Source organism: Holdemania sp. Marseille-P2844 (assembly GCF_900120005.1).
Lineage (GTDB): Bacteria > Bacillota_I > Bacilli_A > Erysipelotrichales > Erysipelotrichaceae > Holdemania.
On record NZ_LT635451.1, the window covers coordinates 90,979 to 115,000 of the forward strand.

The 24,022-nt window shown below is 55.3% G+C and carries 18 protein-coding genes and 1 other annotated feature; of the genes, 12 read left to right on the top strand and 6 right to left on the bottom strand.

What is annotated here, in order from left to right:
* The first annotated feature begins 90 nt into the window (after positions 1-90).
* The 5 genes from BQ7364_RS07100 to BQ7364_RS07120 all read left to right on the top strand — a co-directional run bounded on the left by BQ7364_RS07100 (position 91) and on the right by BQ7364_RS07120 (position 4,823).
* Positions 91-1,191, top strand: a complete 1,101-nt coding sequence (locus BQ7364_RS07100; protein WP_072684086.1) for a M20 metallopeptidase family protein — start codon at positions 91-93, stop codon at positions 1,189-1,191.
* Between the two features lie 192 nt (positions 1,192-1,383).
* Complete coding sequence (locus BQ7364_RS07105; RefSeq protein WP_072684087.1) at positions 1,384-2,271, top strand: SDR family NAD(P)-dependent oxidoreductase; 888 nt, start codon at positions 1,384-1,386, stop codon at positions 2,269-2,271.
* 80 nt (positions 2,272-2,351) lie between these two features.
* Positions 2,352-2,610: a binding site (T-box leader), on the top strand.
* A gap of 106 nt (positions 2,611-2,716) precedes the next feature.
* Positions 2,717-3,514 (top strand): amino acid ABC transporter substrate-binding protein, encoded by a 798-nt coding sequence (locus BQ7364_RS07110; RefSeq protein ID WP_083538481.1) that lies wholly within the window; start codon positions 2,717-2,719, stop codon positions 3,512-3,514.
* Positions 3,515-3,516: 2 nt separating this feature from the next.
* Complete coding sequence (locus tag BQ7364_RS07115; protein WP_072684088.1) at positions 3,517-4,149, top strand: amino acid ABC transporter permease; 633 nt, start codon at positions 3,517-3,519, stop codon at positions 4,147-4,149.
* An 11-nt stretch (positions 4,150-4,160) separates the two neighbouring features.
* Complete coding sequence (locus BQ7364_RS07120; protein ID WP_072684089.1) at positions 4,161-4,823, top strand: amino acid ABC transporter ATP-binding protein; 663 nt, start codon at positions 4,161-4,163, stop codon at positions 4,821-4,823.
* Here the strand turns inward: BQ7364_RS07120 and BQ7364_RS07125 are convergent.
* The 6 genes from BQ7364_RS07125 to BQ7364_RS07150 are packed head-to-tail and all read right to left on the bottom strand — an operon-like array spanning position 4,808 to position 17,964.
* Positions 4,808-5,368: a 4'-phosphopantetheinyl transferase family protein gene (locus BQ7364_RS07125; protein WP_072684090.1), complete on the bottom strand. Its 561-nt coding sequence runs from the start codon at positions 5,366-5,368 to the stop codon at positions 4,808-4,810. The genes BQ7364_RS07120 and BQ7364_RS07125 overlap by 16 nt on opposite strands.
* Entirely contained in the window at positions 5,361-5,588 is a 228-nt protein-coding gene (locus tag BQ7364_RS07130) for an acyl carrier protein (protein WP_072684091.1), read from the bottom strand. Before BQ7364_RS07130 ends, BQ7364_RS07125 begins: the two co-directional genes overlap by 8 nt.
* 9 nt (positions 5,589-5,597) lie before the next feature.
* Entirely contained in the window at positions 5,598-7,259 is a 1,662-nt protein-coding gene (locus BQ7364_RS07135) for an AMP-binding protein (RefSeq protein WP_072684092.1), read from the bottom strand.
* A 15-nt stretch (positions 7,260-7,274) separates the two neighbouring features.
* Positions 7,275-8,810, bottom strand: a complete 1,536-nt coding sequence (locus BQ7364_RS07140) for an HD domain-containing response regulator (protein ID WP_072684093.1) — start codon at positions 8,808-8,810, stop codon at positions 7,275-7,277.
* Positions 8,810-10,687, bottom strand: a complete 1,878-nt coding sequence (locus tag BQ7364_RS07145; RefSeq protein WP_072684094.1) for a histidine kinase N-terminal 7TM domain-containing protein — start codon at positions 10,685-10,687, stop codon at positions 8,810-8,812. Before BQ7364_RS07145 ends, BQ7364_RS07140 begins: the two co-directional genes overlap by 1 nt.
* On the bottom strand, positions 10,684-17,964 hold the full coding sequence (locus tag BQ7364_RS07150; RefSeq protein WP_072684095.1) for a non-ribosomal peptide synthetase: 7,281 nt from the start codon (positions 17,962-17,964) through the stop codon (positions 10,684-10,686). The genes BQ7364_RS07145 and BQ7364_RS07150 overlap by 4 nt, the downstream gene beginning before the upstream one ends.
* Before the next feature lie 312 nt (positions 17,965-18,276).
* On the opposite strand from BQ7364_RS07150, the gene BQ7364_RS17950 reads away from it, so the two are divergent.
* The 7 genes from BQ7364_RS17950 to BQ7364_RS07180 all read left to right on the top strand — a co-directional run bounded on the left by BQ7364_RS17950 (position 18,277) and on the right by BQ7364_RS07180 (position 23,799).
* Positions 18,277-18,453: a hypothetical protein gene (locus BQ7364_RS17950; protein ID WP_159432766.1), complete on the top strand. Its 177-nt coding sequence runs from the start codon at positions 18,277-18,279 to the stop codon at positions 18,451-18,453.
* Positions 18,437-19,402, top strand: a complete 966-nt coding sequence (locus tag BQ7364_RS07160; RefSeq protein WP_072684097.1) for a helix-turn-helix domain-containing protein — start codon at positions 18,437-18,439, stop codon at positions 19,400-19,402. The genes BQ7364_RS17950 and BQ7364_RS07160 overlap by 17 nt, the downstream gene beginning before the upstream one ends.
* Before the next feature lie 157 nt (positions 19,403-19,559).
* Positions 19,560-19,682, top strand: coding sequence for a hypothetical protein (locus BQ7364_RS18515; protein WP_255370393.1), 123 nt, complete (start codon positions 19,560-19,562; stop codon positions 19,680-19,682).
* 363 nt (positions 19,683-20,045) lie between these two features.
* The gene (locus tag BQ7364_RS07165) at positions 20,046-20,927 is read left to right on the top strand and encodes a PRD domain-containing protein (RefSeq protein WP_159432767.1); all 882 of its coding nucleotides are present in this window, start codon (positions 20,046-20,048) and stop codon (positions 20,925-20,927) included.
* Positions 20,908-21,795: a 4Fe-4S dicluster domain-containing protein gene (locus BQ7364_RS07170; RefSeq protein ID WP_072684099.1), complete on the top strand. Its 888-nt coding sequence runs from the start codon at positions 20,908-20,910 to the stop codon at positions 21,793-21,795. The genes BQ7364_RS07165 and BQ7364_RS07170 overlap by 20 nt, the downstream gene beginning before the upstream one ends.
* A 4-nt stretch (positions 21,796-21,799) precedes the next feature.
* Positions 21,800-22,288, top strand: coding sequence for a PTS sugar transporter subunit IIA (locus tag BQ7364_RS07175; RefSeq protein ID WP_072684100.1), 489 nt, complete (start codon positions 21,800-21,802; stop codon positions 22,286-22,288).
* Between the two features lie 125 nt (positions 22,289-22,413).
* The gene (locus BQ7364_RS07180) at positions 22,414-23,799 is read left to right on the top strand and encodes a PTS transporter subunit EIIC (protein ID WP_072684101.1); all 1,386 of its coding nucleotides are present in this window, start codon (positions 22,414-22,416) and stop codon (positions 23,797-23,799) included.
* Positions 23,800-24,022 lie beyond the last annotated feature (223 nt).

The window sequence follows — 24,022 nt, forward strand, 5'->3', positions numbered from 1 at the left end:
CAAATCTTATGACAGTGTGCGCTCTTTGCTTGACGAATTTTACAAGATCGTTACAATGAATGAGAGAGAATCACGAAAGGAGTCTTCCGTATGAATCAAGCGACACAATTCCGCCGGGATCTGCATCAGATTCCGGAAACCAGCTTCACAGAATTTAAAACCAGGGAGTATGTTGTTTCCGTCTTAAAAACACTGCATTGCGAGCTCATCGAGCTGTTGGAAACGGGCGTAGCCGCCTACTTTGACGCCGGCCGGCCGGCAACGCTGGCGTATCGCGCCGATATGGACGCGCTGCCGATCCAGGAAGAAACGGGGCTGGAATTCGCCTCGCGCCATCCGGGGAAAATGCACGCCTGCGGCCACGACGGCCACATGGCGATGCTGCTGGGATTTGCCCAGGAGCTGGATCAGCTTGACCGCAGCGGTTGGAAAAACAACATTCTGTTAATCTTCCAGCCCTCGGAGGAAACGGTCGGGGGCGCCAAGCCGATCTGCGATACCGGGATTTTTGAAAAGTACAACGTCAAGGCGATCTTCGGCACGCATCTGTGGCCGTTTATCCCTGCCGGGACCGTAGCCAGCCGGCCGGAGGAGATGATGGCGCACGCCAGCGAGGTCACGGTGACGGTCAAGGGCAAGAGCACCCATTGCGCCAAACCGGATGAGGGCATCGACGCGCTGGCGATCGGCGCGGAGCTGTTATGCCGTCTGTACGCGATGGAAAAGAAAATCGCTCCGAACCAATACCGGATTTTAAAGTTCGGAAATTTCCACGCCGGCACGGTGCGCAACATCCTGCCGGAAACCGCGGTGCTGGAAGGCTCCTACCGGTCGTTTCAGGACGCCACGTTCGACTGGATGATTGATCAGACGAAGGCGATCATGCGTCAGCTGGAACAGGAAACCGGCTGCCAGATCGTGTTTGATTACACGGAAGGCTATCCGGCCGTGATCAACGACGCCCCGCTGTTTGCGAAGGCGCAGGCGCTTCTGCCGCAGCTGCAGGTGCTGGACAAGCCGGAAATGATCGCGGAGGATTTCGCGTTCTATCAGCGGAAAATCCCGGGCGTGTTCTTCTTCTTGGGCACAGGCACGGGGATCGCGCTGCATAACTGCCATTTCAATTTTGACGAACAGGTGCTGCAGGAAGGGATTAAGACCGATCTGGCGCTGATGAACATTGATCTGTAAACATAGGAAACGCTAGGAAGGCTGGGTGTGACTCAGCCTTTTTTAGGTGTGGCGGGCATTGAAATGTTTTCCGCCATCTCAAAAGACCGGCATAAAGGTTAAAAAAGGCAGCGGACTTTCCGGGTAAACGGGAAGAAGCAGCCATACTAAAGATGAAGAATAATGAAAAATGAATCGGAAAAGAGGGGTGTTATGAAAAAAATTGCGGTGATCACCGGTGCAGACAGCGGTTTGGGTCGGGAATATACGCGGCTGATCCTGGAAGAATCAAATGTGGATGAAATCTGGGCGCTGGCCAAAACACCGGCCCGGCTGCAGCGGCTGGTTCAGGATTTCGGCGCCCGGATCGTTCCGGTCGAAATTGATCTGACGCAGCTGGACGCTTTGGCGGATTTTCATCGTCGTTTAAGTCTGGAAAAACCAGAGATCCGCTGGCTGATCAACAACGCGGGGATCGGCAAGTTCGGTCCGTTTGAAAAGCTGGAAGCGTTGGAAGCGGCGCGGATCGTCGATCTCAACTGCCGCGCGGTCGTGGAAATGACATGGAACTGCCTGCCCTATATGCCCCCGGGCAGCCGGATTGTCAACACGGCTTCCCAAGCCGCCTTTCAGCCGCTGCCGTATTTCAGTGTCTATGCGGCAAGCAAGGCGTTTATCGACCGGTTTTCTCTGGCGTTAGCCGTCGAGCTGAAGCCGCGGGGGATCACGGTGACCTCGGTCTGTCCCTGCTGGATGAGAACCCCGCTGCTCAATAAGGCGCAAACCACGGCCAGACCCGACGTTGTGTGGATGTTTCCGATCACGGATCCGGCCCCGGTCGCCCGGGCGGCAATTTCTGACAGTCAGAAAGGCAGACGCCGCTCCGTTTATGGAACGCTGACGCGGCTCGCTATTTTGGGGGCGAAGCTGCTTCCAACCGGAATCACAATGGCCGTGTGGCTGATGCAGCAGGGGCTTAACGGCATGCATGTCTGGCATTGTCCGCACCCCTCTAAGCCCGGGGAGGCAGAAACGCATTGCGAAATGTTGAAACTGCTGGAAATTTCAATTCAGGCCAGTCATGCCGGTATGCCGCGGTGAAAGATTGTCATTCATTTTCAGAAAAATTTCATTTCCTGCTTGACAAGTTCCCGCTTCAGATTTATCATACAGTCATTGATATAACAGCGATGAAAAGAAAAAGTAAACCTGAACTGCTTATCCAGAGAGTTCCCGGTTGGTGCAAGGGAATATGAGAAGCAGGTTGAACACATCTTGGAGCAATTCACCGAACGAGGAATCAAGTAGGCTGGATCGGAACCTGTACCCGTTATCGTACTAGAGTATAGAAGTTTTGTACTCGAAGAGGCTGGACTCCGCGAGGAATCTGGTAAATTAAGGTGGAACCACGAAGGGAAAAACGACCCTCTCGTCCTTAGCTGCAGGACGGGAGGGTTTTTGTTTTAGCGGCGCGGGCTGAAACGCATCCTGTTCGGGATTCAATTTCATTTCATGCTATATCAAAAAAGAAAAAGGAGAAATGAAAATGAAAATCGGAAAATTGGGAATGGGTTTGATCGGATTGGCGCTGGTGGCGATGACGGGATGTCAGAGCGCCGCCAAGCCGCAGGGGGACAGCTGGAGCGCAATCGAAGACAGGGGGAAGCTGGTCGTCGGGATTGACGATACGTTTGCACCGATGGGCTTCCGCGATGAAAACAACGAGCTGGCCGGTTATGATATCGAGATGGCCAAGGCCGTTTCAGAAAAGCTGGGAATTGCCTTTGAATTTCAGACGATCGACTGGTCGATGAAGGAATCCGAATTGAATGCCGGCAACATCGACTTAATCTGGAATGGTTATTCAATTACGGACACGCGGAAGCAGCAGGTGGCGTTCTCCGAGCCTTATCTGGAAAACCGCCAGCTGATCATCACGCTGGCGGATTCCGAGGTCAATGCCAAAGCGGATCTGGCAGGGAAAACGATCGCGGTGCAGAAGGAATCGAGCGCCTTGGAAGCGGTCAGCGCCGATGCTGCGTTCACGTCTGCGTTAAAAAACGGCGCGCCGGAGGAATTCGATACGAACATCGACTGCTTTATGGATCTGGAAGCCGGCCGTTCGCAGGCGATCGTCGTCGACGAAGTGCTGGCGCGGTATGTGATGAAGCAAAGAGGTCAGGAAAAATACAAGGTGCTGGACGAGAATTTTGGAACGGAACAATACGCAGTCGGAATGCGCAAGCAGGATACGACGTTGCTGGAGAAGATCAACGAAGCGATGAAGGCCTGTAATGAAGACGGCACAACGGCGGCGCTGAACGCCAAGTGGTTCGGGGAATAAGCATGATCCGTCAGATTCTGCCGTCGTTACTGGCCGGCGCCGGGGTCACGCTGCAGGTATTCTTTATAACGCTGATCCTGTCGCTGCCGCTGGCTTGTCTGCTTCAGGCGCTCCAGCAGTTTTCCGGCCGCGCCTTAAAGCCGCTGTTTCGCGGCTACATCACGCTGATGCGGGGGACGCCGCTGTTATTGCAGCTGATGTTCATCTTCTTCGGCATGCCGTATCTCGGCCTGACGCTGAGCCGGGAACTGTCGATTTTTATCGCTTTCACCTTGAATTATACCGCTTATTTTATCGAGATTCTGCGCGGCGCGTTAAGCGCAGTCGATCCCGGACAGGCGGAAGCCGGGAAGATGCTCGGATTCTCCCGCCGCTATATCTACTTTCGGATTCAGCTGCCGCAGGCGCTGCGCACGGCGATGCCTTCGATTGGCAACGAAGTCCTGAATTTGGTCAAGGACACGTCGTTGATCTACGTTTTGGGGGCTTCAGAGCTGCTGAAAGCCGGCCGTTCCGCCGTCAACACGTATGCGACCGCACTGCCGTTTGTCGTCGTCGGGATTCTCTATCTGGCGATGTGCGGCGGGTTCAGCTGGCTTTTGGGACGGATTGAGAAACGCATCAGTTATTATTAGGAGGGCAAGTCATGAGCTGCATCGCAGAAAATTGCGCCAAGACCTTCGGCAGGACGCCGGTCTTTGAAAATGTGTCATTGCGCGTGGATCCGGGTGAGATCGTGTGTCTGATGGGACCCTCCGGCGCTGGAAAAACCACGCTGCTGCGCTGTCTGTGCGGGCTGGAGCTGCCGGAAAAGGGCACGATTTCACTTTCCGGCACGGTGCTGTGTCAGGATGGCCGCTGGCAGTCGCCCATGGAATACCGGCAGAAGATCGGACTGGTGTTTCAGAACTGGAATCTGTTTCCGCATTGGACCGTCTTACAGAATTTGATCAAGGCGCCGGTTCATCAGAAACGGATGAATCGGGCGGAAGCTGAAAAAAAAGCCCGCAGGCTTTTACAACAGCTGAATTTGGCGGAGAAGGCGGACGCCTATCCCAATTCACTTTCCGGCGGGCAGAAGCAGCGGGCTGCGATCGCGCGGGCCTGCATGCTGGCGCCGGAAATCCTGTGCTTTGATGAACCGACCAGCGCGCTGGACGAACAATCGGCGCTGGAAGTGTCCAACATCATTCAGTCGCTGGCGAAACAGGATGGTTTGGGGATTCTGGTCGTCACCCATGACGAACAATTCGCGCACCGCACCGGCACGCGTTTCGTCCGGCTTAGCGAACTTCAGTCTAAAAAATAATCATGAACCGTATCCCTCAGGGAAGCGCTCAGGCACATCGTGCCGGGCGTTCCTTTTTTTGTGACAAAGGGGATCAATCGGTAGTTTGGGGTATCGTGCAGCTGGCCTGCTTCATCAATGACGCTGAAGCGGGAAAAATCTTCCCCGATGCCTTTTCCCGACCATTTGACGACGCTTTCCTTCGCCGTCCACAGTGAAAAAAAGGCTTCCGGATACTGGGTTAGCCAGGCCTGTTCCCGGGGGTGAAAGAACCGGCGGGTAATCGCTTCCTGACGGCAGGGATGGGGCTGTTCGATGTCGATGCCCACCGGCGCGCCGGCGATCAGGCAGATCCACTCCTGCCGGCAATGGGAGATGCTGAAATGCAGCCCCGGCAGATCGGCGAAGGCTGGCTTGCCCCGGGCGGAAACAACCTTTTGTACCGGGACAAAAGGCAGCAGGTGCTGATCTGCCAGCCAGGACAGTGCCTGATTCAGCCGCTGCGCGCTGTCGCTTCCGCTGAAATCAGCGCTGAAGCGCCACAGTCCCCGCAGCGGCTCATTCATGCGCGCCCAGTTCGGTCAAGGTAGCCAGAATATCTTTTACATTGCGGATTTTGCGGATGCTGCGGACATTGATCTCAACGTCAAACGTTTCTTCCAGCGCTGCGACAATATTAACGATATCGAAGGAATTCAGCTGGAGATCGCGGACCAGATCGGTTTGTACGCTGACGCCCGGCTGACCCGTTTCAGCGATGATGATCGCGATAATTTTTTCAAGCATAGTCGGCCGTTACCTCTTTTCTAAAACGGTGCTGCGTTTGATTTTTTTGGTCGCCGTTTTCTCAAATTCAGAATCGCGCAGCTTAATCATCTGGATTTGTTTGTATGCCGGCAGCGTTTCGTTGACCTGATCGATCTGCGCCTGCAGCTGTTCTAATATTTCATACGGCGACATTCCGGCGGTCAGCTCGGGATCCGGATAGACCATCAAAGCCAGCCGCACGTCGTCGGCATGGGCGGAGGAGTTCAGCCCGAAGGCCATGACCTCCTTGATCAGCGGCAGCGAACTGACATAACCTTCAATCTCTTCCGGGGAGACTTTCTTACCATTCTTAAACACGATCAGATTTTTCTTGCGGCCGGTAATCGTCAGATGTCCGTTTTTATCCAGACTGCCCAGATCGCCGGTCATAAACCAGCCCTCGTCAAACGCTGCGGCCGTCAGTTCTTCATTTTTATAATACCCCTGCATCAGGGACACGCCCTGAACGAGAATTTCGCCGTCCTTAAGCTTCAGCTTGTAGCTGGGCAAAACATGACCGACAGTGTCGACGCGGCGGTCCTTATTGCGGTTGACCGCCAGTAATGGGGAACATTCCGTGATCCCATAGCCCTGGATGATCTGAAAGCCGAAGGCTTCCATTTCCTCGCCGATTGTGGCCGACAGGTGCGCGCCGCCGCAGATGATCAGCGACAAATGTCCGCCGAAAGCGTCGCGGATCGGCTGCAAAAACGCGGGGTGCAGCGTGATCCCGAATTTGCGGCAGAACTGAAACAGCTTCATATATTTGCGCAGGGCTTCTTCTTTGCCTTGTTTGCGCAGCGTGCGCCAGATATTCTGATGAAGCGTCTCGACGATCAGCGGCACGGCCATCAGTGTCTCCGGAGCGAAGGCTTTCAAATCGCGCATCATCGTTTTTAATGAGCCGTTGACCCCGACCGTGCTGCCGTGCAGAAGCATGTTGATGACGGAACAGGTCAGGCCATAGGTGTGATAGAAGGGCAGCGAGGTGAAGACCGTTGCACCGACCCCGACCAGGCGCATCGAGTCGGCGGCGTTGGTAAGAATGCCAACCTCCGACAACATCACCGGCTTGGAGGTGCTGGTCGTACCGGAGGTGTAAACGATCGAAGCGGTAAAATTTTGCGGATGATCGGGAAACGACCAGACGCCCTGACGGCGTTTGACGAGGGCCTGCCCCTGCTTCAGCAGCGTCTTCAGCGTGAATTCGCCTTCGCCTTCCATCAAGATCAACTGCTTCAGCGTCGGATTTTCCTGGCATAACAGGCTGCCGACAGGCTGGAAGGCCGGGGAAAGGAAACAGGCTGTGCAGTCCGCCTGCATGACCATGCTTCGCAGCACGTCGTCGGATTGTTCGATGTCGATGCACACGGCGGTGCGGCCGCTGATGATCAGCGCGAAGTAAACAAGCAGCCATTCGATACTGTTTTCGCTGATGATCGCGACGTTGCCTTCAGGCAGCGCCAGCCGGAAGGCTTCGCTTAACGCCTGGACGTTTTGCTTCAGCTGGCTGAAGGTCAGACTGCGGCGTTCGCCCTTGGGGGAGTAGCTGACCAGCGCTTCTTTTTCGGCAAAACGGCGGCTTGTGCCGTCGATAAACTGGCGGAAGGTAGCGTAGTCGTCGGCCGGGTAATAGGCATAATTTTTCATTGTGAGGTCCCTTTCCTAAAGTTCGTGGAATGTCCATTCCAGCTGCGCATGGATCTTGTCGTAATCGTTTAAGAGCTCCAGGAACTCGTCGACCAGTTGCGGATCAAACTGCGTGCCCTTGTTGCGGATCAGTTCGGCCCGCGCCTGATCGAGCGAGAGCGACTGACGGTAGGCCCTAAACGAGGTCATCGCGTCGAATGCGTCGGCCACGGCGATCATCCGCGATTCCAGCGGAATCTGGGTACCAGCCAGACCATCGGGATAACCCTTGCCGTCCCAGCGTTCGTGATGACCGCGGATGATGCCGGCGATATCCTGAAAGAAGCTCATCGTGGAAAGAATCTGACAGCCCAGCTCGCTGTGGCGGCGGATCTGCGCAAATTCTTCCTCGCTTAACGGTCCCAGCTTGGTCAGAATGGAATCCGGTACGCCGATCTTGCCGACGTCGTGAAACAGGCCGGCCAGGCGGATCAGCTCCAGCCGCTGCGGATCCTGAATTCGTTTTTTAGCCAATAACGTCGTGTAATAGCTGACCCGATCGGAATGGCCGCGGGTGTAAATATCTTTCGCTTCGACCATCAGCCGGACCGCCGTAATCGTTTCCATATAGCTGTCTTTGAGCTGCTTGTTCGTTTCTTTCAGCTGATGGTTGCGGCTTTGCAAGACCGTATGCAGAACCATCCGCGCGATCGCCGAACCCGCCTGACGGCTGTAGAGCGTCAATAACTGAATCAGTGTTTCGGCCGGGGCCTGCCTGAAATGAATTCCGATCATGCCGAGAAAATGCCCGCTTTCATCATGCAGCGGCAGGGCCAGGCGCTGTTCGCACAGATCCGGCTGACGGGAGCTTTTTATCCGCTGGATCGCGTCGAGAAAATTCGGATAGTACAGCCGCATAAACTGTCCCGCGTCCAGCTCATAATCGCCGCTGCCGCTTAATAACAGCGAGGAAACCAGCGACACTTTTTCGCTGAAGGAGGGGATGTTCTGCGGGTTGAGCATCACGAAGACGTCGTCTTCATGACACAGAGAACGCACCTGTTCCACGATCGCCGCGATCAGCTGCTGCGGATTCTGATCCTGATACAACGTCGTGACGTTGCCGAGAATTTCGTTAAGTCCGTCGCGGTAGCGGCGGATTGTCTGCATCTGGCGGATCGACTTGACGCACGATTCAACCAGCAGTTCCAGCTGATCGAATTTATCGCTTTTTTCATAGTAGCCCTGGATGTCCAGCTCACGGATCGTCTTGACCGGCGGCGCCAGATCCTTGTGGCCGGTTAGCAGGATGATAAACAGATCGGTGTTGAACTTGCGGATCTCCTCGACGACCTTGTCGCCGCAGATTGGATTCATCAGAAAGTCCAGCAGCAGGATGTCGTAGTGATCCAGACGGATTTTTTCGATAGCCCGCCGCGGATTGCTTTCAATGTCGACGGTGTAGCCGCAGCCCTCAAAATAAGAGCGCAGCGCCAGCGTGATCATTTCATCGTCGTCCAACACCAGCAGGCGGAACTCGTTATGGATCTGACCTTTGCGATTTTTACGCATCAAAAGGGACTCCTTTCTTCAGATTTTGGCAGGTTTTCTTCCTGCAGGACTTCGCTGTTGAGCGGAATCGTGAACCCGAACACCGCGCCGCCGCCCGGGTTATCGTTAAACCACAGTTCACCGTCAAACTTTCCCTGGATCAGCGCTTTGGACATATACAATCCCAAACCGGCTCCGGCGGTGCCCTTGGATGTGATCATTTCCTTTAATAAATGACGGCGCACGGAATCGGAAATGCCGCTGCCGTGATCGCTGACCGAGAGCGAGAGCTGGTCGTCTTCCTGCCAGATCTTTAAGCGAATGGTGTGGTCGGATTGGGGCAGCTGGGCGTCGATCGCGTTGGCGATGAAGTTGTTGACGATCTGAACGAGGTTGTTGATATCCCCATGCAGCACAACCGCAGGCGGCACGCAGTTTTCTGCGATGAGCTGGCAGTTGTGGACGGTCAGCTCATGGCGCATGAGCAGCGTCGTCCGCCGCAGCAGTTCCTCGGGCGTGAAGGTGACCTTATCGGAGGCGTTCATACTGGCGGCCTGGCCTTTGACGGCCGTGATGATGTCGGACATGTACGAACACGAATCCTTGCAGCGGTGAATCCAGTCCGTCATTTCCTGAGCGATCTCCTTGTAATCGGCCGGGGTGACCTCCGGATCGCCGAAGCTGCGCTGACATTCGTCGACCAGATCGTCCATCGCGTTGAGCGCTCCGGCAATCGACATGATCGGCGTTTTCAAGTTGTGCGCAATGCCGCCGACCATCTGACCTAACGAAGCCAGCCGTTCCCGTTCCATCATCCGCTTCTGTGAATTCTGTAATTTCTGCATGCTTTCCTTCAGCTTGGTGACGTCCTTGTAAATAACGCTGAATCCGACGATCACCTTATTCATGATTAACGGCGTGACCTCGACCATGTAGTAATGCAGATGACCGTCGGCGACGATCGACTGTTCATAGGCGATCGAACTGCGGCTTTCGCGCGACGATTCGACGGAGCTGATCAGATTGTAGACGGCCGTCATCGCGCTGGGATCGTGATCGCGGTGGATGTTGATCAGCGGCTTGTTGATCTCAATCCCGCAGCGGCTGCCGATGATCTGGGCGAACGGCTGGTTGTAGTTGAGCACCAGCCCGGTCTCGCTGAGGATCAGATAACAGTCGGAAATCCAGTCGAGGATGTGCTGCGTCGCAATCGGCGTGATGTTGAGGAAATTCAGCTTCTCAATCGCGATGCCGTGGAAGATGACCGTGAACACAAAGCTGATCGGTGTCGCAGCGATCGACAGGTTCAGAATTTTGAGCGTTGCGAGCATACTGACGACTAACGGAATCAACGTACCTAAGGAGAACATGACGGCCTGCTGCATATACAGACGGTTGTTGCTTTTAAAGGCAAAGTGCAGGATGATGCAGATCGCGGCGATCATGCACAGGTAGCTGTAGCCGCCGCTGATATACATGTAGGGGCCGAACACGACCTCGCTGGCGATCACGCTGAAATGCTTGTAATGCAGATGATGCAGCGGATTGGTCCAGATCATGATGTTAGTGAGCACCGGGACGATAAACAGGCCGCGGACTTTCTTCGGCAGACTGTCGTAATGATGGGTGAAGACCAGCGCGATCAAAAGCAGCAGCACCGGCGCCATGCTTGTGCCGAAATTGGACAATGCGTCCCAGATGTAAAGCATGATTTCATCGCCGGGCGCGGTGAAGCGCATGCCGATCAGAGCGGTCATCCATTCGATCAGAATCATCGAGAACGCGACATAGATTTTATTGATCAGGTGGCTGCGGTTGGTGCGCAGGTTGCGCGAGACGATCAGCACCAGACCGATGATGGAGATGTAGAAGGTAATCAGGGCGCCGTTGGTTATCATCGGGATTCACCTCGTTTCTGACAAAGCTGGGCCAGCTCGCGGTCGGGACGCGGAAGCGGCCAGCGGTAGCCTTCCGCTTCCAGCGCCTGCAGCGTCACAGCGGCGTCGGGCTGGATTTGAACGGGCTGCTTTTCCAGCTGATTAAGCTGTTCGATCAGACTGCCGATCACATCGCTGCCTGAACCGGCTTCCCGCTGCAGCGCAGCGGCGAATTGTTCGTCGCCGACGATGGGCAGCTGCGGGAAAATTTCCTTAAATGATAGCAAATGAGGATTCATCAGATGCAAAACGGTCAGGCGGGAACGCAGGCCGGCGACGGCCGCCAGGGCGCATTCGTCAACCGCTGTGACCTCCGCCGCGGTCTGTGCCAGCGCCGGATTCAGACAGCCGACCTGCAGGATGGCCTGACACAGCCGCCAGAAGGCGTTGGTTTGCGGATGGCGCTGGAACTGACCGTCCCGATGCCGCCCGCACAGCCGGCCTAAGCGCAGGATCCGCGCCGGCTGGCCGGCAGCGATTGCCTGACGAACGGCCTGTTCGGCTAGAAATTTGCTTTCAACGTACAGATTTTCGTTCCAGTTCTGCCCGATGTCGAGATCGGTTTCGCAAAAGCTTGCCGGTTTCTGCGGATCGGCGGGCAGATACGACCCGCTGACGCTGAGCGTGGAGACATGCACCAGCGGGACGTTGATTTGCCGGGCGAGGGCAAGCATGTTGCGGGTGCTCTCGACGTTGGCGGCCAGAAAGGCATCGCGGCGGCCATAGTGACTGACCTCGGCGGCGCTGTGCACGACGCACGTCAGCGAGGCTTGCAGCCGTGATCGCTCTGCGGCGGACAATCCCAGATCAGAGCGGGTCAGATCGCCATGCAGGCAGACAAGTTTGTTCTGATAACGGCCGACCCATTCCGGGCCGAATAACGCCTGCGCTTTTTCCAGCAGCGTGGCTTTATCTGAACGCGACAGGACAACGATCGAACACGACAGGTTCTGTGTCAGCAGCACGTCGATCAGATGCAGGCCGAAGAAACCGGAACCGCCGCTGATCAGCGGGCTACGCCAGTTGACCGGTGCATCGGATTGCAGCGGGAACTTGTCTAACCGGGGGGAGACCGGCTTTTGGACTTGCCATTCCGGCTGTACTTTCTGACGCTGTTCAGCTAACGTCGGATGGGCGTAGAACTCTTCCAGTGTCAAATGCAGGCCGAGATTGTAATATTCTGTCAGTAACGTCAAAGCGCCCAGCGAAGTGCCGCCCTGATCGAAAAATGACAGATTTTCGTCCAGTTCGGAACGCTTCAAGACCTTCCGCCACATCGCCGCCAGATCGGCGGGGCCGGCTTCTTCCACAACCGGCGGCATTTCAATTTCGGGCTGAATTCCTTCGAAAGTACAAGGACGGTCGGCAGCGGCAGTTTCAATCAACGCCGCCAGCGCCCGCCGGTCAGTTTTGCCGGAGGCGGTGAGCGGCAGATGATCCAGCCACGTCAGCGAGGAGGGGATCATGAAGTCCGGCAGCATGGATTGTAACGCCGGCCGCCAGTCCGTTTCTTCGCTGCCCGAGACAAACGCGTGCAGCGAGAGCACCTCGTGATCCTGAATCCGCGGGATCACGGCGCATTCGCGGATGCCCGCAAGACGCAAAAGCTGCTGCTCAATTTCCTGCAGCTCAATGCGGTGGCCGTTCAGCTTGATCTGACTGTCGCGCCGGCCAAGATATTCCAGCTTGCCTTGCGGATTGACGCGGACTAAATCGCCGGTGAAGTAAAACCGCCGCTGAGGCTGCTGCGGAGCCTGAACGAACGCCGTGTTTTTAGTGGGGGCGTTGATATAGCCCAATCCGACTCCGGCGCCGCCGATCACCAGCTCGCCGCTCTGCATCGGCAGACAGCGCTGACGGGCTTTGTTTAAGACATAGGTTTCGTAATTGGCCAGCGGCATACCGATGGTGACCGGGGTTTTGGAAACTTCATCCCACGTGGCATACACCGTCGTTTCCGTCGGACCATAACAGTTGAGGATCCGGGCTGAGGTGCAGGAGGCGGTCTGGCGCACTAACGGCGCAGGCAGCGCTTCCCCGACATGGATGATTGTTTTGACCGAAGCCAACGCTTCCCGGAATGCGGCGTCGGCCATGTTCATCTGCATTCGCGTCGGCGTAAACTGCACGAAATCACAGCCCTCATTCTGGATTAAGGCGGCCAGCTCCCACGGCAGGCGCAGCTGGGATTCATCGGCGATCACTACCGTCATATCCAACGCCAGAGCGATCAGACTTTCCGTCAGGAAGACATCGAAAACCGAATTGGTCGCGCATAGAGCCCGCCGGCATCCACCGATCAGCGGCCGCATTGATTCCAGAAATGCCGCGGTGTTGCGATAAGTGATCTGCGTTCCTTTGGGCAGACCGGTGGAGCCGGAGGTAAACAGGCAATAATGCACGGCGTCCAGCGGACGGGCCGGCGCCTCAAACGGCACCGAACCCTGAGCGAGCACGGAACAGGTTGGAAGCGATAGATTCAATTTCTTTAATAAAGCCGGAGTTCCAACGATCAGATCGGCGCCGGCCTGATCCAGCATCGTTGCGATCCGGGCTGAAGGGAAGTCTGGATCCAGCGGAACATATGCCCGGCCGCAATGCATCAGTGCGAGCATTGCGACAAACAGTCCCTCGCCCCGCTCACACAGAATTCCAGCCGGCTTGGCCGAAGCGTTCTGCATCAGTGCGCCGGCCAGACGATCCGCCTGTTCGATCAGCTCGGCAAAGGTCGTCGTCTTTTGATGAAAGCGCAGGGCCGGCTGGTCTGGATGCAGCCGGGCGCGCTGGCGAATCTGCACGTCCAGCGGCAGTCCGCAATATGGCACGCGCAGAGCGTTGGGCGCGTCCAGGCAGCGGTAGCGATCCAGCGGCGCAAGCACGTCCAATACAGTCCAGACCGGATCCTCCTTCGTTAAAGTCATGACGATGTGTTCCAGACTGCGCTGGTAGAAGCGGATCGTTTCTTCGCGGTAGCGCTGGTTCTCAAATTCAAAGCAGAAATGCCAGCGGCCGGCTTCCCAATAAACTTCCTCGGTTAACGGCAGTTTGCTTAACCCGGTCGCCACTGGCTGACAGCCCAGTGGCTGCCCGGCTAAGCGCAGCTGGTCCGCCGCGATCGGCCGCAGCGAAAACAACAGGCCGAAGACGGCGTTGCCGCCCACCTGGCGGGGCAGATTGAACATCCGGATTAAATCTTCCAGACTGACCGCCTGATGATCCTGAATTGCCGCCAGCTGATTCTGCACGCGCGCCAGCAGCGCGCTGATCCGCATCTGAGGGTCAAGCTGAAGCGCCAACGGCAGCGTATGCATGAATAACCCCGGCATCGCCTGCGTCGCCGCCTGCGTCCGGCCGCTGACCGGCATTCCGACAACGACCCGGTCGCTCTGGTTCCAGCGGGCCAGCTGAATCAGCGCCGCACAGGCAAACAGGGCGGCCGGCGTCAGCTGCTTCGCAGCGCAGAACGTGCGGATCTTTTCCGAGCCTTCCAGACTCAGATCATAGATGAGCTGACTGCCTCCCTGATGCGGCTGTTCCCGCCGGTCCTGCGGCAGAAGCAGCGGTTTTGGCAGCGGTGTCAGCGTCTTTTTCCAATACGCAAGATCAGCTTCCGCAGGGCCATCCTGCATCGCCCAGGCCGCGTCTTTGTAGGTGAGCGCCGGCGAGCTGCAGACACGTCCCTGATAGAGCTGATCGAGATGCGAAAGCAGTAACGGCGTCGTCAGCCCGTCGCTGATCAGATGATGCATGTCCAGTCCCAGCGCCCAGCCTTCTTTACGATGAATGAAGGCGGCGGAAAACAGCGGCGGTCTGGCCAGATCCATCGGCCGGATTAATGTTGCCGGATCCCAATCCGGTCCTGCTTCGATGATCTCGACGTTGAAGGCGACCTTGTCGTGAACCTGCATTCGGATTTCTCCATCATCCAGGACAAAGCCGGTGCGCAGCAGTTCTTCTTCCTGCACCAGTTGGACTAACGCTTGACGTAAGCGGTCGATATCGAGTGTGTCGGGCAGCGTGAACAAGCCCGGCATGTGGTATGCGTCGTTTTCCGGGTCGGCAAGCAGATCCGCCAGAATCGCTTTCTGTTGAAAGCTCAGCGGATAGGTTTTTTGTTTTGGAGCCGCTTGCGGCTTTGGCTGCGGGGCAGACTGCCCGCCGTCCAGCACTTCGCCGATCGCCGCGGCGGTGCGCAGGTGGTAAAGATCCGCCGTTTTTAAACGGATCTGAAATTTTTCTTCGATTAAACTTAACAATTCCATCGCGATCAACGAATCCCCGCCGTAAGCGAAATAATCGCTGTCCAGCTGCATGTCCGGCCGTTTTAGAAGCGTACGCAGCTGATCGAGCAGCCAGCGCTGAGCCGCGGAAGTGGCGGCGGATCTGAGGGGCTGAGGGGACTGGGGCAGCGGCGGCAGCCGGCTAGGATCCAGTTTGCCGTTAGCGGTGAGCGGCAGTTCGTCGACCGCAAGATAAACGGACGGGACGACCGGCGCGGGCAGCTGTTCCATTAAGGCGCGCCTGAGACCGGCCGGATCGACCGGCTGATCGCTGACGATGTAGGCTGCCAGGGTGCGGCGGTCATTCTGAAGCACGACCGCGGCGTTTTGAATGTGCGGCAGCCGGCGCAGCTGAGCGGTGATTTCCTGCGCTTCAATCCGGTACCCGCGCACCTTGAGCTGCTGATCCTGACGGCCGGCGATCACGATCTCGCCATCCTGCGTCCAATAAGCCAGATCGCCCGTGCGATAGGCACGTTCTCCCTGTAAACAAGTCAGCGGCTGGAAGCTTTCGTCGGTTTTGGCGCGATCCTGATCATAGCCCAGCGCCAGGCAGGGACCGCTGATCCACAGTTCGCCAATACTCTCGCAAGGCAACGGCTGGCCTGTGGGATCGAGCACGAGCAGGCGGCAGCCGGGCAGGGGCTGGCCGGCGGTAATCCGGCGGGCGTGCGACAGCTCTTTCATGCAGACGCCGATCGTCGCCTCGCTGGGACCATATTGATTATAAAGCCGCGCCGATGTCCAGCGCTTGAGCTGACGCAGCAGGACGGAAGGATAAGCTTCCCCACCGCAGACCAGACAGTCCAGCCGGGAGACCGCCTGACAAAATGCCGGATGTCTGAGATATGCCTGCAAGCGCGAAGGCGTCAGGGAAAGCATGCCGATGTGATGGCGGCCGATGTAATCGGCCAGCTGGGCCGGGTTCTCCGCCGCTTCCGCATCAGCGAAAACCACGCTTCGTCCATTCAATAACGCGCAAATCGATTCGATCAGGAACGCGTCGAACGCCGGGCTGCATAACGAAAGCACCGGATTTTGCGGATAGACGCCGGCCATCGCGTCGATAAAGTTGCATAAACTGGCGGAACCGACCAGGACGCCCTTGGGGGTTCCGGTCGTGCCCGAGGTGGTGACGATATACGCTGTCTCCGGCGGCGTGAAGGGACGCGGGGCGTCCGCAAGCGCGGCCGGATGAAACTGATCATCTTCGATCGTTTTCCAGGCCCAGCGCCGCTGCGGGTCCAGCTGTTCGCGCAGCGCGCAGGAACTGATGATCAAGTCTGCGCCCGTTTGTGCAAGCAGCGTTTTCAAGCGGTTTGCGGGTTGGACAGGATCAAGGTTGATCCACACGGCGTGGCTGAGCATCGCCGCAAGCATGCCGGTGATCAGAGCTTCGCCCCGCGGCAGAAGCAGCGCGATCCGCAGCGGTTTTTCCTGCGGTAAAGTTAAAATCTGCGCGGCTAAAGCTTCCGCCTGAGCATTGAGCTGGGCAAAGGTCAGATTGCGGTCCTGATCGACAATCGCGATCGTCTGTCCCTGATTTTCTGCGATCTGACGCCAGCGGGCGGTCAGCGTTGAAGAGCAGACGGCTGCAGCTTGTGGATTGAAAGCATACAGAACGCGGTCTTCTCCGGCTTCTTCCAGCACGCGCAGTTGGCTCAACGGCGTATCCGGATGAGTCAGCACGTCCTGGAGGATCACGGTCAGGCTTTGATGCAGCTGCGCGATCCGGGCTTCGCTGAAGCTCTGGACCTGATAATCGTAGTCGATCTGCAGGGCGGCGGTTTCGCGATGGCTGACGTGCAGGCATAATTCCTCCATCTGCCAGCCGCTGAAATGCCAGGCACCGCTGAAATGGACAGTGGTGTCCGAAGGTGGGGTTAAGCGTGTGTCTTCATAGGAAAGCGCGATCGAAAACAAGGCTTCCAGTTCCGGCTGCTGAGCGCGGGCCAGTTTCATGATTTCGGTAAACGGATATTTCTGATGCTTTAACAGGCGGTACCATTGATCGTTGAGCGTCTGGCAGCACTGATCCGCTGTCTGCGCGGGATCTGTTTCGCAGCGAAAGGGCAGCGTGCTGACGAACATCCCGCCGGCATTTTTTTCTTTGGATTGGGAACGATTGATTACCGGTACGCCGATCACCGGCGCTTTCTGGGCGTGAACCCGGCTGAGATAAACGGTCAGTCCCAACAGAATCATGATAAACGGAGAGATCTGACGCTCGCTGCAGAAGGCTTGAAGCCGCCGGCTGAGGCTTTCTGAAAGCGGGCGGCTGAACCGCTTTGATATTGGACTTGGGGGATAGACCGGCGCGGTCCGCAATGGTTTTGGCGCTTCCCATGCCGCGGTTTCCCGCTGCCAGAATTGCTGGTCGCGCTCGTAGCGGGGACTGCGCAGGTAGGCTTGTTCCTGACGCAGGTGTTCCCGATACGGCGTCAGCTCAGCTTCCTTGAGACTCTCGCCGCGGCATGCGCGGCAATACAGCGCGGCGATGCGGTTGTGCAGCAGCACCTGCGCCCAGCCGTCGGAAATCAGATGATGCGCCAGAATCAGCACGCCGCCGCACGTTTCCCCGATCTGAAAGCCATAAAAATGGATCAAAGGCTGATCCAGATATGGCATCGGCGTCTGTGTCATTGCCTTTTGCCAAACGGCGAATTCCGCTTCGCTTACCGCTGAGAAATCCAGCACGGGAAAGGATTGGGAAACAAACGGAACAAAATACTGGCGCGGCCGGCCTTCGATCAACGTCAGCCGCGTTCGCAGCGTTTCATCATGTTGGACGACGGCATTCAGCGTTCGCTGCAAAGCTTCGGCGTCAAAGCCTTCGTCGATAAACAAAGTGGTACTGATGTGATTGATCGGCGTGTGCGGCAGCGCTTGTTCCAGATTCCAGATATTCTGTTGACTGAATGACAGGTCTTCAGTGTGGGGCTGCGAAAAGGTTTTCATCCCGGTCCTCCTTAAATTTGAAAGTGTGTCAGGAAGCGGTGAGGCATCAGGCTTTGAAGCTCAAAGTAAACATTAACTATGAGAATTATATCGGTTCAATAATCAAAAAACAAGACGCGGTTCATGACTTTTTGATTCAATTTTCATCCTGCTTTTTCGAATGCTTTCCTTTTTGCGAAATCGCTGCTTTTTTCGTTCTGAAACTCAACCTCTTGATGCGGACACGAATTCATTTCGCAGATTTTTGACGGCTGCGGAATTTTCAGGTAAACTTAAAATCAGGAATGAGGAAAATTCAATGAGGAAAATTTGATGAACGCAGCATCAGAATCTTTTAAGCCCGCGCAGCGCGCCGGTGATCCGGCAGGAAGGCTTAAAATAATCAATTTACTGCGGTTTAAGCGTCAGGCAAGAAAACGTTGCGTGACAAATCCGCAGGGTGTCCCTTACAATCGGGTTGAGGTGAAGAGCAATGAAAACACTGGGTGAAAAAATCGCCGGGCTGCGGCAGGAGAAAAACATGACGCAGCAGGCGTTCGCGGACGTCATGGGCGTGACCCGTCAGGCAATCTCGAATTGGGAGCGGGATAAGACGGAACCGGATGTCGCCGCGCTGAAGAAGATCGGACAGGTGTTCGGCGTCGATATGAACGAGCTGTTAACCGATATCCATCTTAAACGCAGGGAAGTCGATACACGGCCGTTAACCCGACTCTTTTTGGCGATTCTGGCGACTCATTTGGGATCGTTGCTCTGGTTGTGCGCCACGACGTCCACGATGAAGGAAGCGCTGAGCCGGTATGGCTTTCGGTTTGTCTTCGTGCTGATCGCGCTGTCGATCTATGCGGCGTTTACCTATTGCATCCGCAGCCGCGATTTCTCGCTGTTGTCTGGTTATGATCCGCATGCGCCGTATGATCTGGATGTGATGGCGGACATGACGGCGGCGATGGCAACGATGATTCTGACCGATACGCTGAGCTTTTCAATTCTGAGCTGTTTGTTGGAAGGGCAGCTTTCTGAATCTCTGTCGATGGTCTTGTTTGTGATGTACCTGGCAGGCTTTGTCCTGTCCATTCTCCTCGTTAATGTGAAATATAAGGACCGGATTTATCGGGATCCGGATTATCCCGACAAGATCCGCAGCGGGAATCGCATTTCAATTTTCTTCGCCGCGACACTGATGGCGGGAGTGATGATTCTGATTCTTTCCGGCATGTTGGGCTGGGTGGGTCATAATTCCCCCAAAGCTGCATTTCAGGTCCTTCTTTTTCTGCCCTATATCCTGTTGAATGTCGTCTGGATGATGATTGAGCAGGATAAACTGCACCGGCTGATTGAGCGTGGTGAAATCTATCGCTTCGGCAAAAATACGCTGGGCGTGGCGGTGGCGGATGGAATTCTGCTGGGATTGATCCTGTTGATCAGCTGGGCTTAGCAGAGCGGGATGCGTTCAGCTTTCTGGAAATTCCAGAATCGTGGAGAATAAGGAAAGGTGATCATAACGAAGGGGCTGAAAAGGTCAGAAGGAATCGAATGATCAGCTCGTCATTGACTTTCCGGTTCCTTCTTCCATTCGTCAGCGCCTCAGCAAATTGGAAAAATACGGGCGGCAAGAAGATGTTTATTTCTACTTTGACAGCAGCGAGCGGCTGGAGAATGCGGTGAAAGATTATGTTGATGAAAGCGTGCTGACACAAGACAAAGAGAATGGTTGATTCAGAAATAGGGTTGGGAGGTTCGGATAGGCAAGAGATGATTGATTTAATACGTGGGAAGCGACGATGCGGTTTTATGGCAGCGCTGATGGAAGGAAATTGACGATCCGCGATCAAAGTGAGAACGGGTTCAAGATTAACAGACGCGATGAGGAATTAAGGATAAAAAGACGCTTAATTTATACCTGTGTAGGGAAAATGGATTTTTTTAGAAAAAGATTGACAAATTATTTTGAAGATTTTATAGTAGAGACACAGATATCCAGAATTGTTACTGGGAACAGGCAAGATCAGTATCTGATGCGTTTTTTGCATCTGTTACTGATCTTTTTCTATGTCAGAAACGAAAGGGGCTGTTTTCTTATGCAGGATCACTATGTGATAACAAAACTGATCAATAACAACGTGGTGTTTTCCACGGATGCCGGCGGCCGGGAAATCATTGTGTTCGGCAAGGCTGTTGGATTTGGAAAGAAGCGTGGGGATAGCATCGACAATTCAAAAATCATCAAGGTTTTTGAACCTTCGGATACGAAGGAAAAGAATTTCCTGATGAATCTGGTTGAGTATATCGACCCGGTGTATATCGACATGGCCACGAAAATCATCGCTTTATTTGAATCCCGGCTGCATTGCAAGGTCAATGTGATGATGAATATCAGTCTCTCCGATCATATTCACAATGCCGTGCGGAACAAGCAGGAGGGCTTCCAGGTGCCGCTGGATATTCTTGAGGAAGTCAAGACGATGTATCCGCGGGAATTTCTGATTGCGAAAGAGGGACTGGATCTGATCGAGAAAGAAACCCGGACGACACTGGGGGAAGATGAAGCCGGCTACATTGTGCTGCATTATATCAATGCCCAGGGACAGCATTTCCGCAGCGACGCGAAGGTCAGACTTTTGTTTCAGGAGCGCGTGATTCAGGAAATCGAGCGGGAATACGGCGTGAAGCTGGATCATCTGTCGGTCTATTATTCCCGGTTTCTGACACATCTGAGCTTTCTGGCTGCCCGCCTGCATGACGGACAGTTATTGGAAGCTTCGCAGAGTACGCTGTACCCGCTGCTTGTGCAGAAATATCCACGCTTAGAAGCGTGTACGGAACTGATTGCCGGGATTATCTTAAACGAGTTTCACATGCCGGTGGGCGAGGAAGAAAAGGGATATCTGGCGCTGCACATCCACAATCTGCTTAAAAATTTGAAAATGGAGGAGAGTTCTGATGGAACAACGTTTAAATAAGGATCAGTGTACCGGCTGCGGGAACTGCCTGACGGCCTGTCCGCTGGATTTGCTTCGCCTGTCGGCCCAGCATAACCGCCGCGGCGTGTGCTTCGTTGAAAATGTCGATCCTCAGCGCTGCATCGCTTGCCGGCGATGCGAGCTGATGTGTACGGCGGGAGCGATTGATTTTCTTGAAAACAATCAGCCTGTCAGCAATACTCTGATTGACAAGCAGGCAATCCCGCCGCATGCGGGTTGTTATCTTGGTTCGCTGACAAAAGCGTTGGCTGACGCGATCGAACAGTTGGGTGTGCGCGAGCAGGTGGTGATCTTTAAGAAGAAAGCCGCCGATGTCAATCTGAATTGCGAACTGCACGATTACGCGGACGAACAGTTTTATCAGGACGGTCTGGCCTATAAACGGGCGCATCCGGAAAAGCTGGTCATTTTGATTTGTTCCAGCAGCAAAGCGCCGTCCACCGCCCTGAACCAACAACGCTTCAACGCGCTGCGAGACGAGTCGGTTACAATCATCAATACCTTAAACTGGTTTGAGCGCGATGAAGCGGGACAGCTTATCGGCGGCGGATCGCGGATGCTTGAACAGCTGCGCGACTTAGGTTACGCTTCCTATCTGGCCCGCGGCAGCGTGCGCTCGCCCGAAGCGATAGGACGGCTGACGCAAAGCTTACGTAAGGCGTTGATGCTGCAGCGGCAAAACCGGCCGTTTGCGGTTGTAGAGATTGTCTTTCCCTGCTTTTACCGTCTGGCAGGCCGCCCGCAGCGGTGGATGAGCGCTCAGGAAATTGAACCGCTGCGTCAATGGTTCGCAAGCAAAATTGAGCCGGAATATCCGGAAGAAATTCTCAAAGAAGGAAAGGAGTAGAACGATGGGATTATTTAAACAGGGCCGGCGGACGGCGGCCCGCTTGATCGTCAAAGCGCCGGTTTCCGGCGAAGTGAAACCGCTGGCCAGCCTGAACGACGGCGTGTTTTCAGAAGCGCTGCTGGGACCGGGCTGCGTTATCCAGCCGGGTGAAGACGAACTGACCGCGCCGTTTGCGGGCGAGGTTGTCATGGTGGCGGCGACGAAGCACGCGATCGGGTTGATGAGCGATGAGGGCGTCGAGCTGATGCTGCACGTCGGTCTGGACACCGTCAATCTCAACGGCGAAGGCTTTCAGGTGGAAGTCCAGCCGAAGATGCACGTGCAGGCGGGGGAGCGGCTGATGCGCTTTTCACGCGAACAGATTCAGGCTGCCGGCTATCCGGACGGCGTTGTGATGATCGTTACCAACGCCCGTTTGTTCAAACAGGTTGAAACACTGAAGGAGGGGATGATCAAAGCCCAGGAAAATTTATTATCCGTATCGAAGTAATTCACATCCACGAATCCCGATAACCAGAATTGTTACTCACGCGGGCAAGATCAGTATCCGATTCATTTTCCCATCCGGGCTTAGAGTGAACGTTATTAAATCATATTAAAATAAGGAGAATGAAGATGAAAGAACTTGCAAAACAATGCATCGAACACGTCGGCGGCGCTGCCAATATTCAAGCCGTCTCCCATTGCGCGACCCGGCTGCGGCTGACGCTGCGGGATCAAAGTCAGGTGAATGAAGCGGCGTTGACTGCTTTGCCGGAAGTCATCAAGGTGATGCAGGTCGGAGCGCAGACGCAGATCATTATCGGCAGCGACGCTCCGGAATTGTACGGCGTGGTCAGCCAGCTGGTCGAGCAGGCCCAGAGTGAAGCCCCGGCCAAGTCCGCGGAAGCGGCAGAAAAACAGCCGGTGGCGAAGAATAAAAAGAAGGCGGCTGCGGGGAAATTCTTCGATGCCTGCAGCAGCATGTTTACTCCGCTGGTGCCGGCGTTTACGGCAGCCGGGATGATCAAGGCTGTGCTGGCGATTCTCGTAGCTGTTTTCGGACTGGCGAAAACCTCGCAGGAATACATCATTATCAATTATGTTTCCGATACGATTTTCTACTTCCTGCCGATTTATTTAGGCGTCACCGCCGCTTCTTATTTTGGCTGCAACAAATATATTGCGGCCGCCGTCACGGCCATGTTTGTGCATCCGGCCTATGTCGGTCTGGTTTCTGCAGGCGAGGCCGTTGCGTTTTTCGGCATGCCGGTCGTTCTGTATAATTATTCCTCGACCGTCTTTCCGACGATTCTGACCGTCTGGTTCATGGCGTATGTCGAACGGTTTGCACGCAAGGTTTCACCCAAGGTCGTCAAAGCGATCATGGAGCCGATGCTGACGCTGCTGATCACCTTTCCGGTGGGCCTGTTAATCCTCGGTCCGATCGGCGCGGTTCTCGGCGAGGTCTTAATGCAGATCTTCGCGGCGATCGACGCTTCCGTCCCATTCTTAGTTCCGATGATCGTCGGCGCCGTTTCGCCGTTTCTGGTCTTTGTCGGCATGCACCGGGCAGTCGGTACGCTGGAAACGATGCAGATCGCTCAGATGGGTTTTAGCTCGCTGTTAGGCACAGGCATGTTGGCAAGCAACATCGCGCAGGGAGCGTCCACACTGGTGCTGTCATTGAAGTCGAAGGATGAAAAGGTAAAGCCGCTGGCCTTTACCGCCGGCGTGACCGCGTTGTGCGGAATTACGGAACCGGCGCTGTACGGGTTTACCGCTAAAAATAAGAAGTCGTTGATCGCGACGGTCATCGGCGGAGGCGTCGGCGGCTTCTATGCCGGCATCACGCATGTCGTTCGCTTCGCCAAGGGCGCTCCGGGTTTGCCAACCTTGCCGGTTTTCATCAGTCTGGATAATCCGATGAATTTGATCAATGCCTGCATCACAGTGCTGATCGCCTTCGCGGTGGCCTTCATCGCGGCATGGATGATGATCAAGCCGGAGGAGATCCAGTAACCCGCCGACTGAATAAGCAAAAAGGGAAATAAGGGAAGTCTGAGGAAAAACGGACTTCCTTTTTTGTCTCTGCGTTTCAGCGGCAGAAGCCACAGTTTTATGGGACTATCGAAAAGAATGATCCCAGATATAAAATAAGGATAGCGAACAGCTAGGTTTATCTTGGAAAGACAGGGGGAAAGTGAAGGAAACGGAACTGAATTTCCAGGGTTTTATGAACGAA

What these genes read in the sequence shown, in the direction of transcription:
- BQ7364_RS07105 (WP_072684087.1), top strand. Translation starts at nt 1,384, where the DNA reads ATGAAAAAAATTGCGGTGATCACCGGTGCAGACAGCGGTTTGGGTCGG.
- BQ7364_RS07180 (WP_072684101.1), top strand. Translation starts at nt 22,414, where the DNA reads ATGAAAGAACTTGCAAAACAATGCATCGAACACGTCGGCGGCGCTGCC.
- BQ7364_RS07100 (WP_072684086.1), top strand. Translation starts at nt 91, where the DNA reads ATGAATCAAGCGACACAATTCCGCCGGGATCTGCATCAGATTCCGGAA.
- BQ7364_RS07165 (WP_159432767.1), top strand. Translation starts at nt 20,046, where the DNA reads ATGCAGGATCACTATGTGATAACAAAACTGATCAATAACAACGTGGTG.
- BQ7364_RS07140 (WP_072684093.1), bottom strand. Translation starts at nt 8,810, where the DNA reads ATGCGTAAAAATCGCAAAGGTCAGATCCATAACGAGTTCCGCCTGCTG.
- BQ7364_RS07130 (WP_072684091.1), bottom strand. Translation starts at nt 5,588, where the DNA reads ATGCTTGAAAAAATTATCGCGATCATCATCGCTGAAACGGGTCAGCCG.
- BQ7364_RS07125 (WP_072684090.1), bottom strand. Translation starts at nt 5,368, where the DNA reads ATGAATGAGCCGCTGCGGGGACTGTGGCGCTTCAGCGCTGATTTCAGC.
- BQ7364_RS17950 (WP_159432766.1), top strand. Translation starts at nt 18,277, where the DNA reads ATGAACGCAGCATCAGAATCTTTTAAGCCCGCGCAGCGCGCCGGTGAT.
- BQ7364_RS07150 (WP_072684095.1), bottom strand. Translation starts at nt 17,964, where the DNA reads ATGAAAACCTTTTCGCAGCCCCACACTGAAGACCTGTCATTCAGTCAA.
- BQ7364_RS07175 (WP_072684100.1), top strand. Translation starts at nt 21,800, where the DNA reads ATGGGATTATTTAAACAGGGCCGGCGGACGGCGGCCCGCTTGATCGTC.
- BQ7364_RS07135 (WP_072684092.1), bottom strand. Translation starts at nt 7,259, where the DNA reads ATGAAAAATTATGCCTATTACCCGGCCGACGACTACGCTACCTTCCGC.
- BQ7364_RS07120 (WP_072684089.1), top strand. Translation starts at nt 4,161, where the DNA reads ATGAGCTGCATCGCAGAAAATTGCGCCAAGACCTTCGGCAGGACGCCG.
- BQ7364_RS07170 (WP_072684099.1), top strand. Translation starts at nt 20,908, where the DNA reads ATGGAACAACGTTTAAATAAGGATCAGTGTACCGGCTGCGGGAACTGC.
- BQ7364_RS07145 (WP_072684094.1), bottom strand. Translation starts at nt 10,687, where the DNA reads ATGATAACCAACGGCGCCCTGATTACCTTCTACATCTCCATCATCGGT.
- BQ7364_RS07110 (WP_083538481.1), top strand. Translation starts at nt 2,717, where the DNA reads ATGAAAATCGGAAAATTGGGAATGGGTTTGATCGGATTGGCGCTGGTG.
- BQ7364_RS07115 (WP_072684088.1), top strand. Translation starts at nt 3,517, where the DNA reads ATGATCCGTCAGATTCTGCCGTCGTTACTGGCCGGCGCCGGGGTCACG.
- BQ7364_RS07160 (WP_072684097.1), top strand. Translation starts at nt 18,437, where the DNA reads ATGAAAACACTGGGTGAAAAAATCGCCGGGCTGCGGCAGGAGAAAAAC.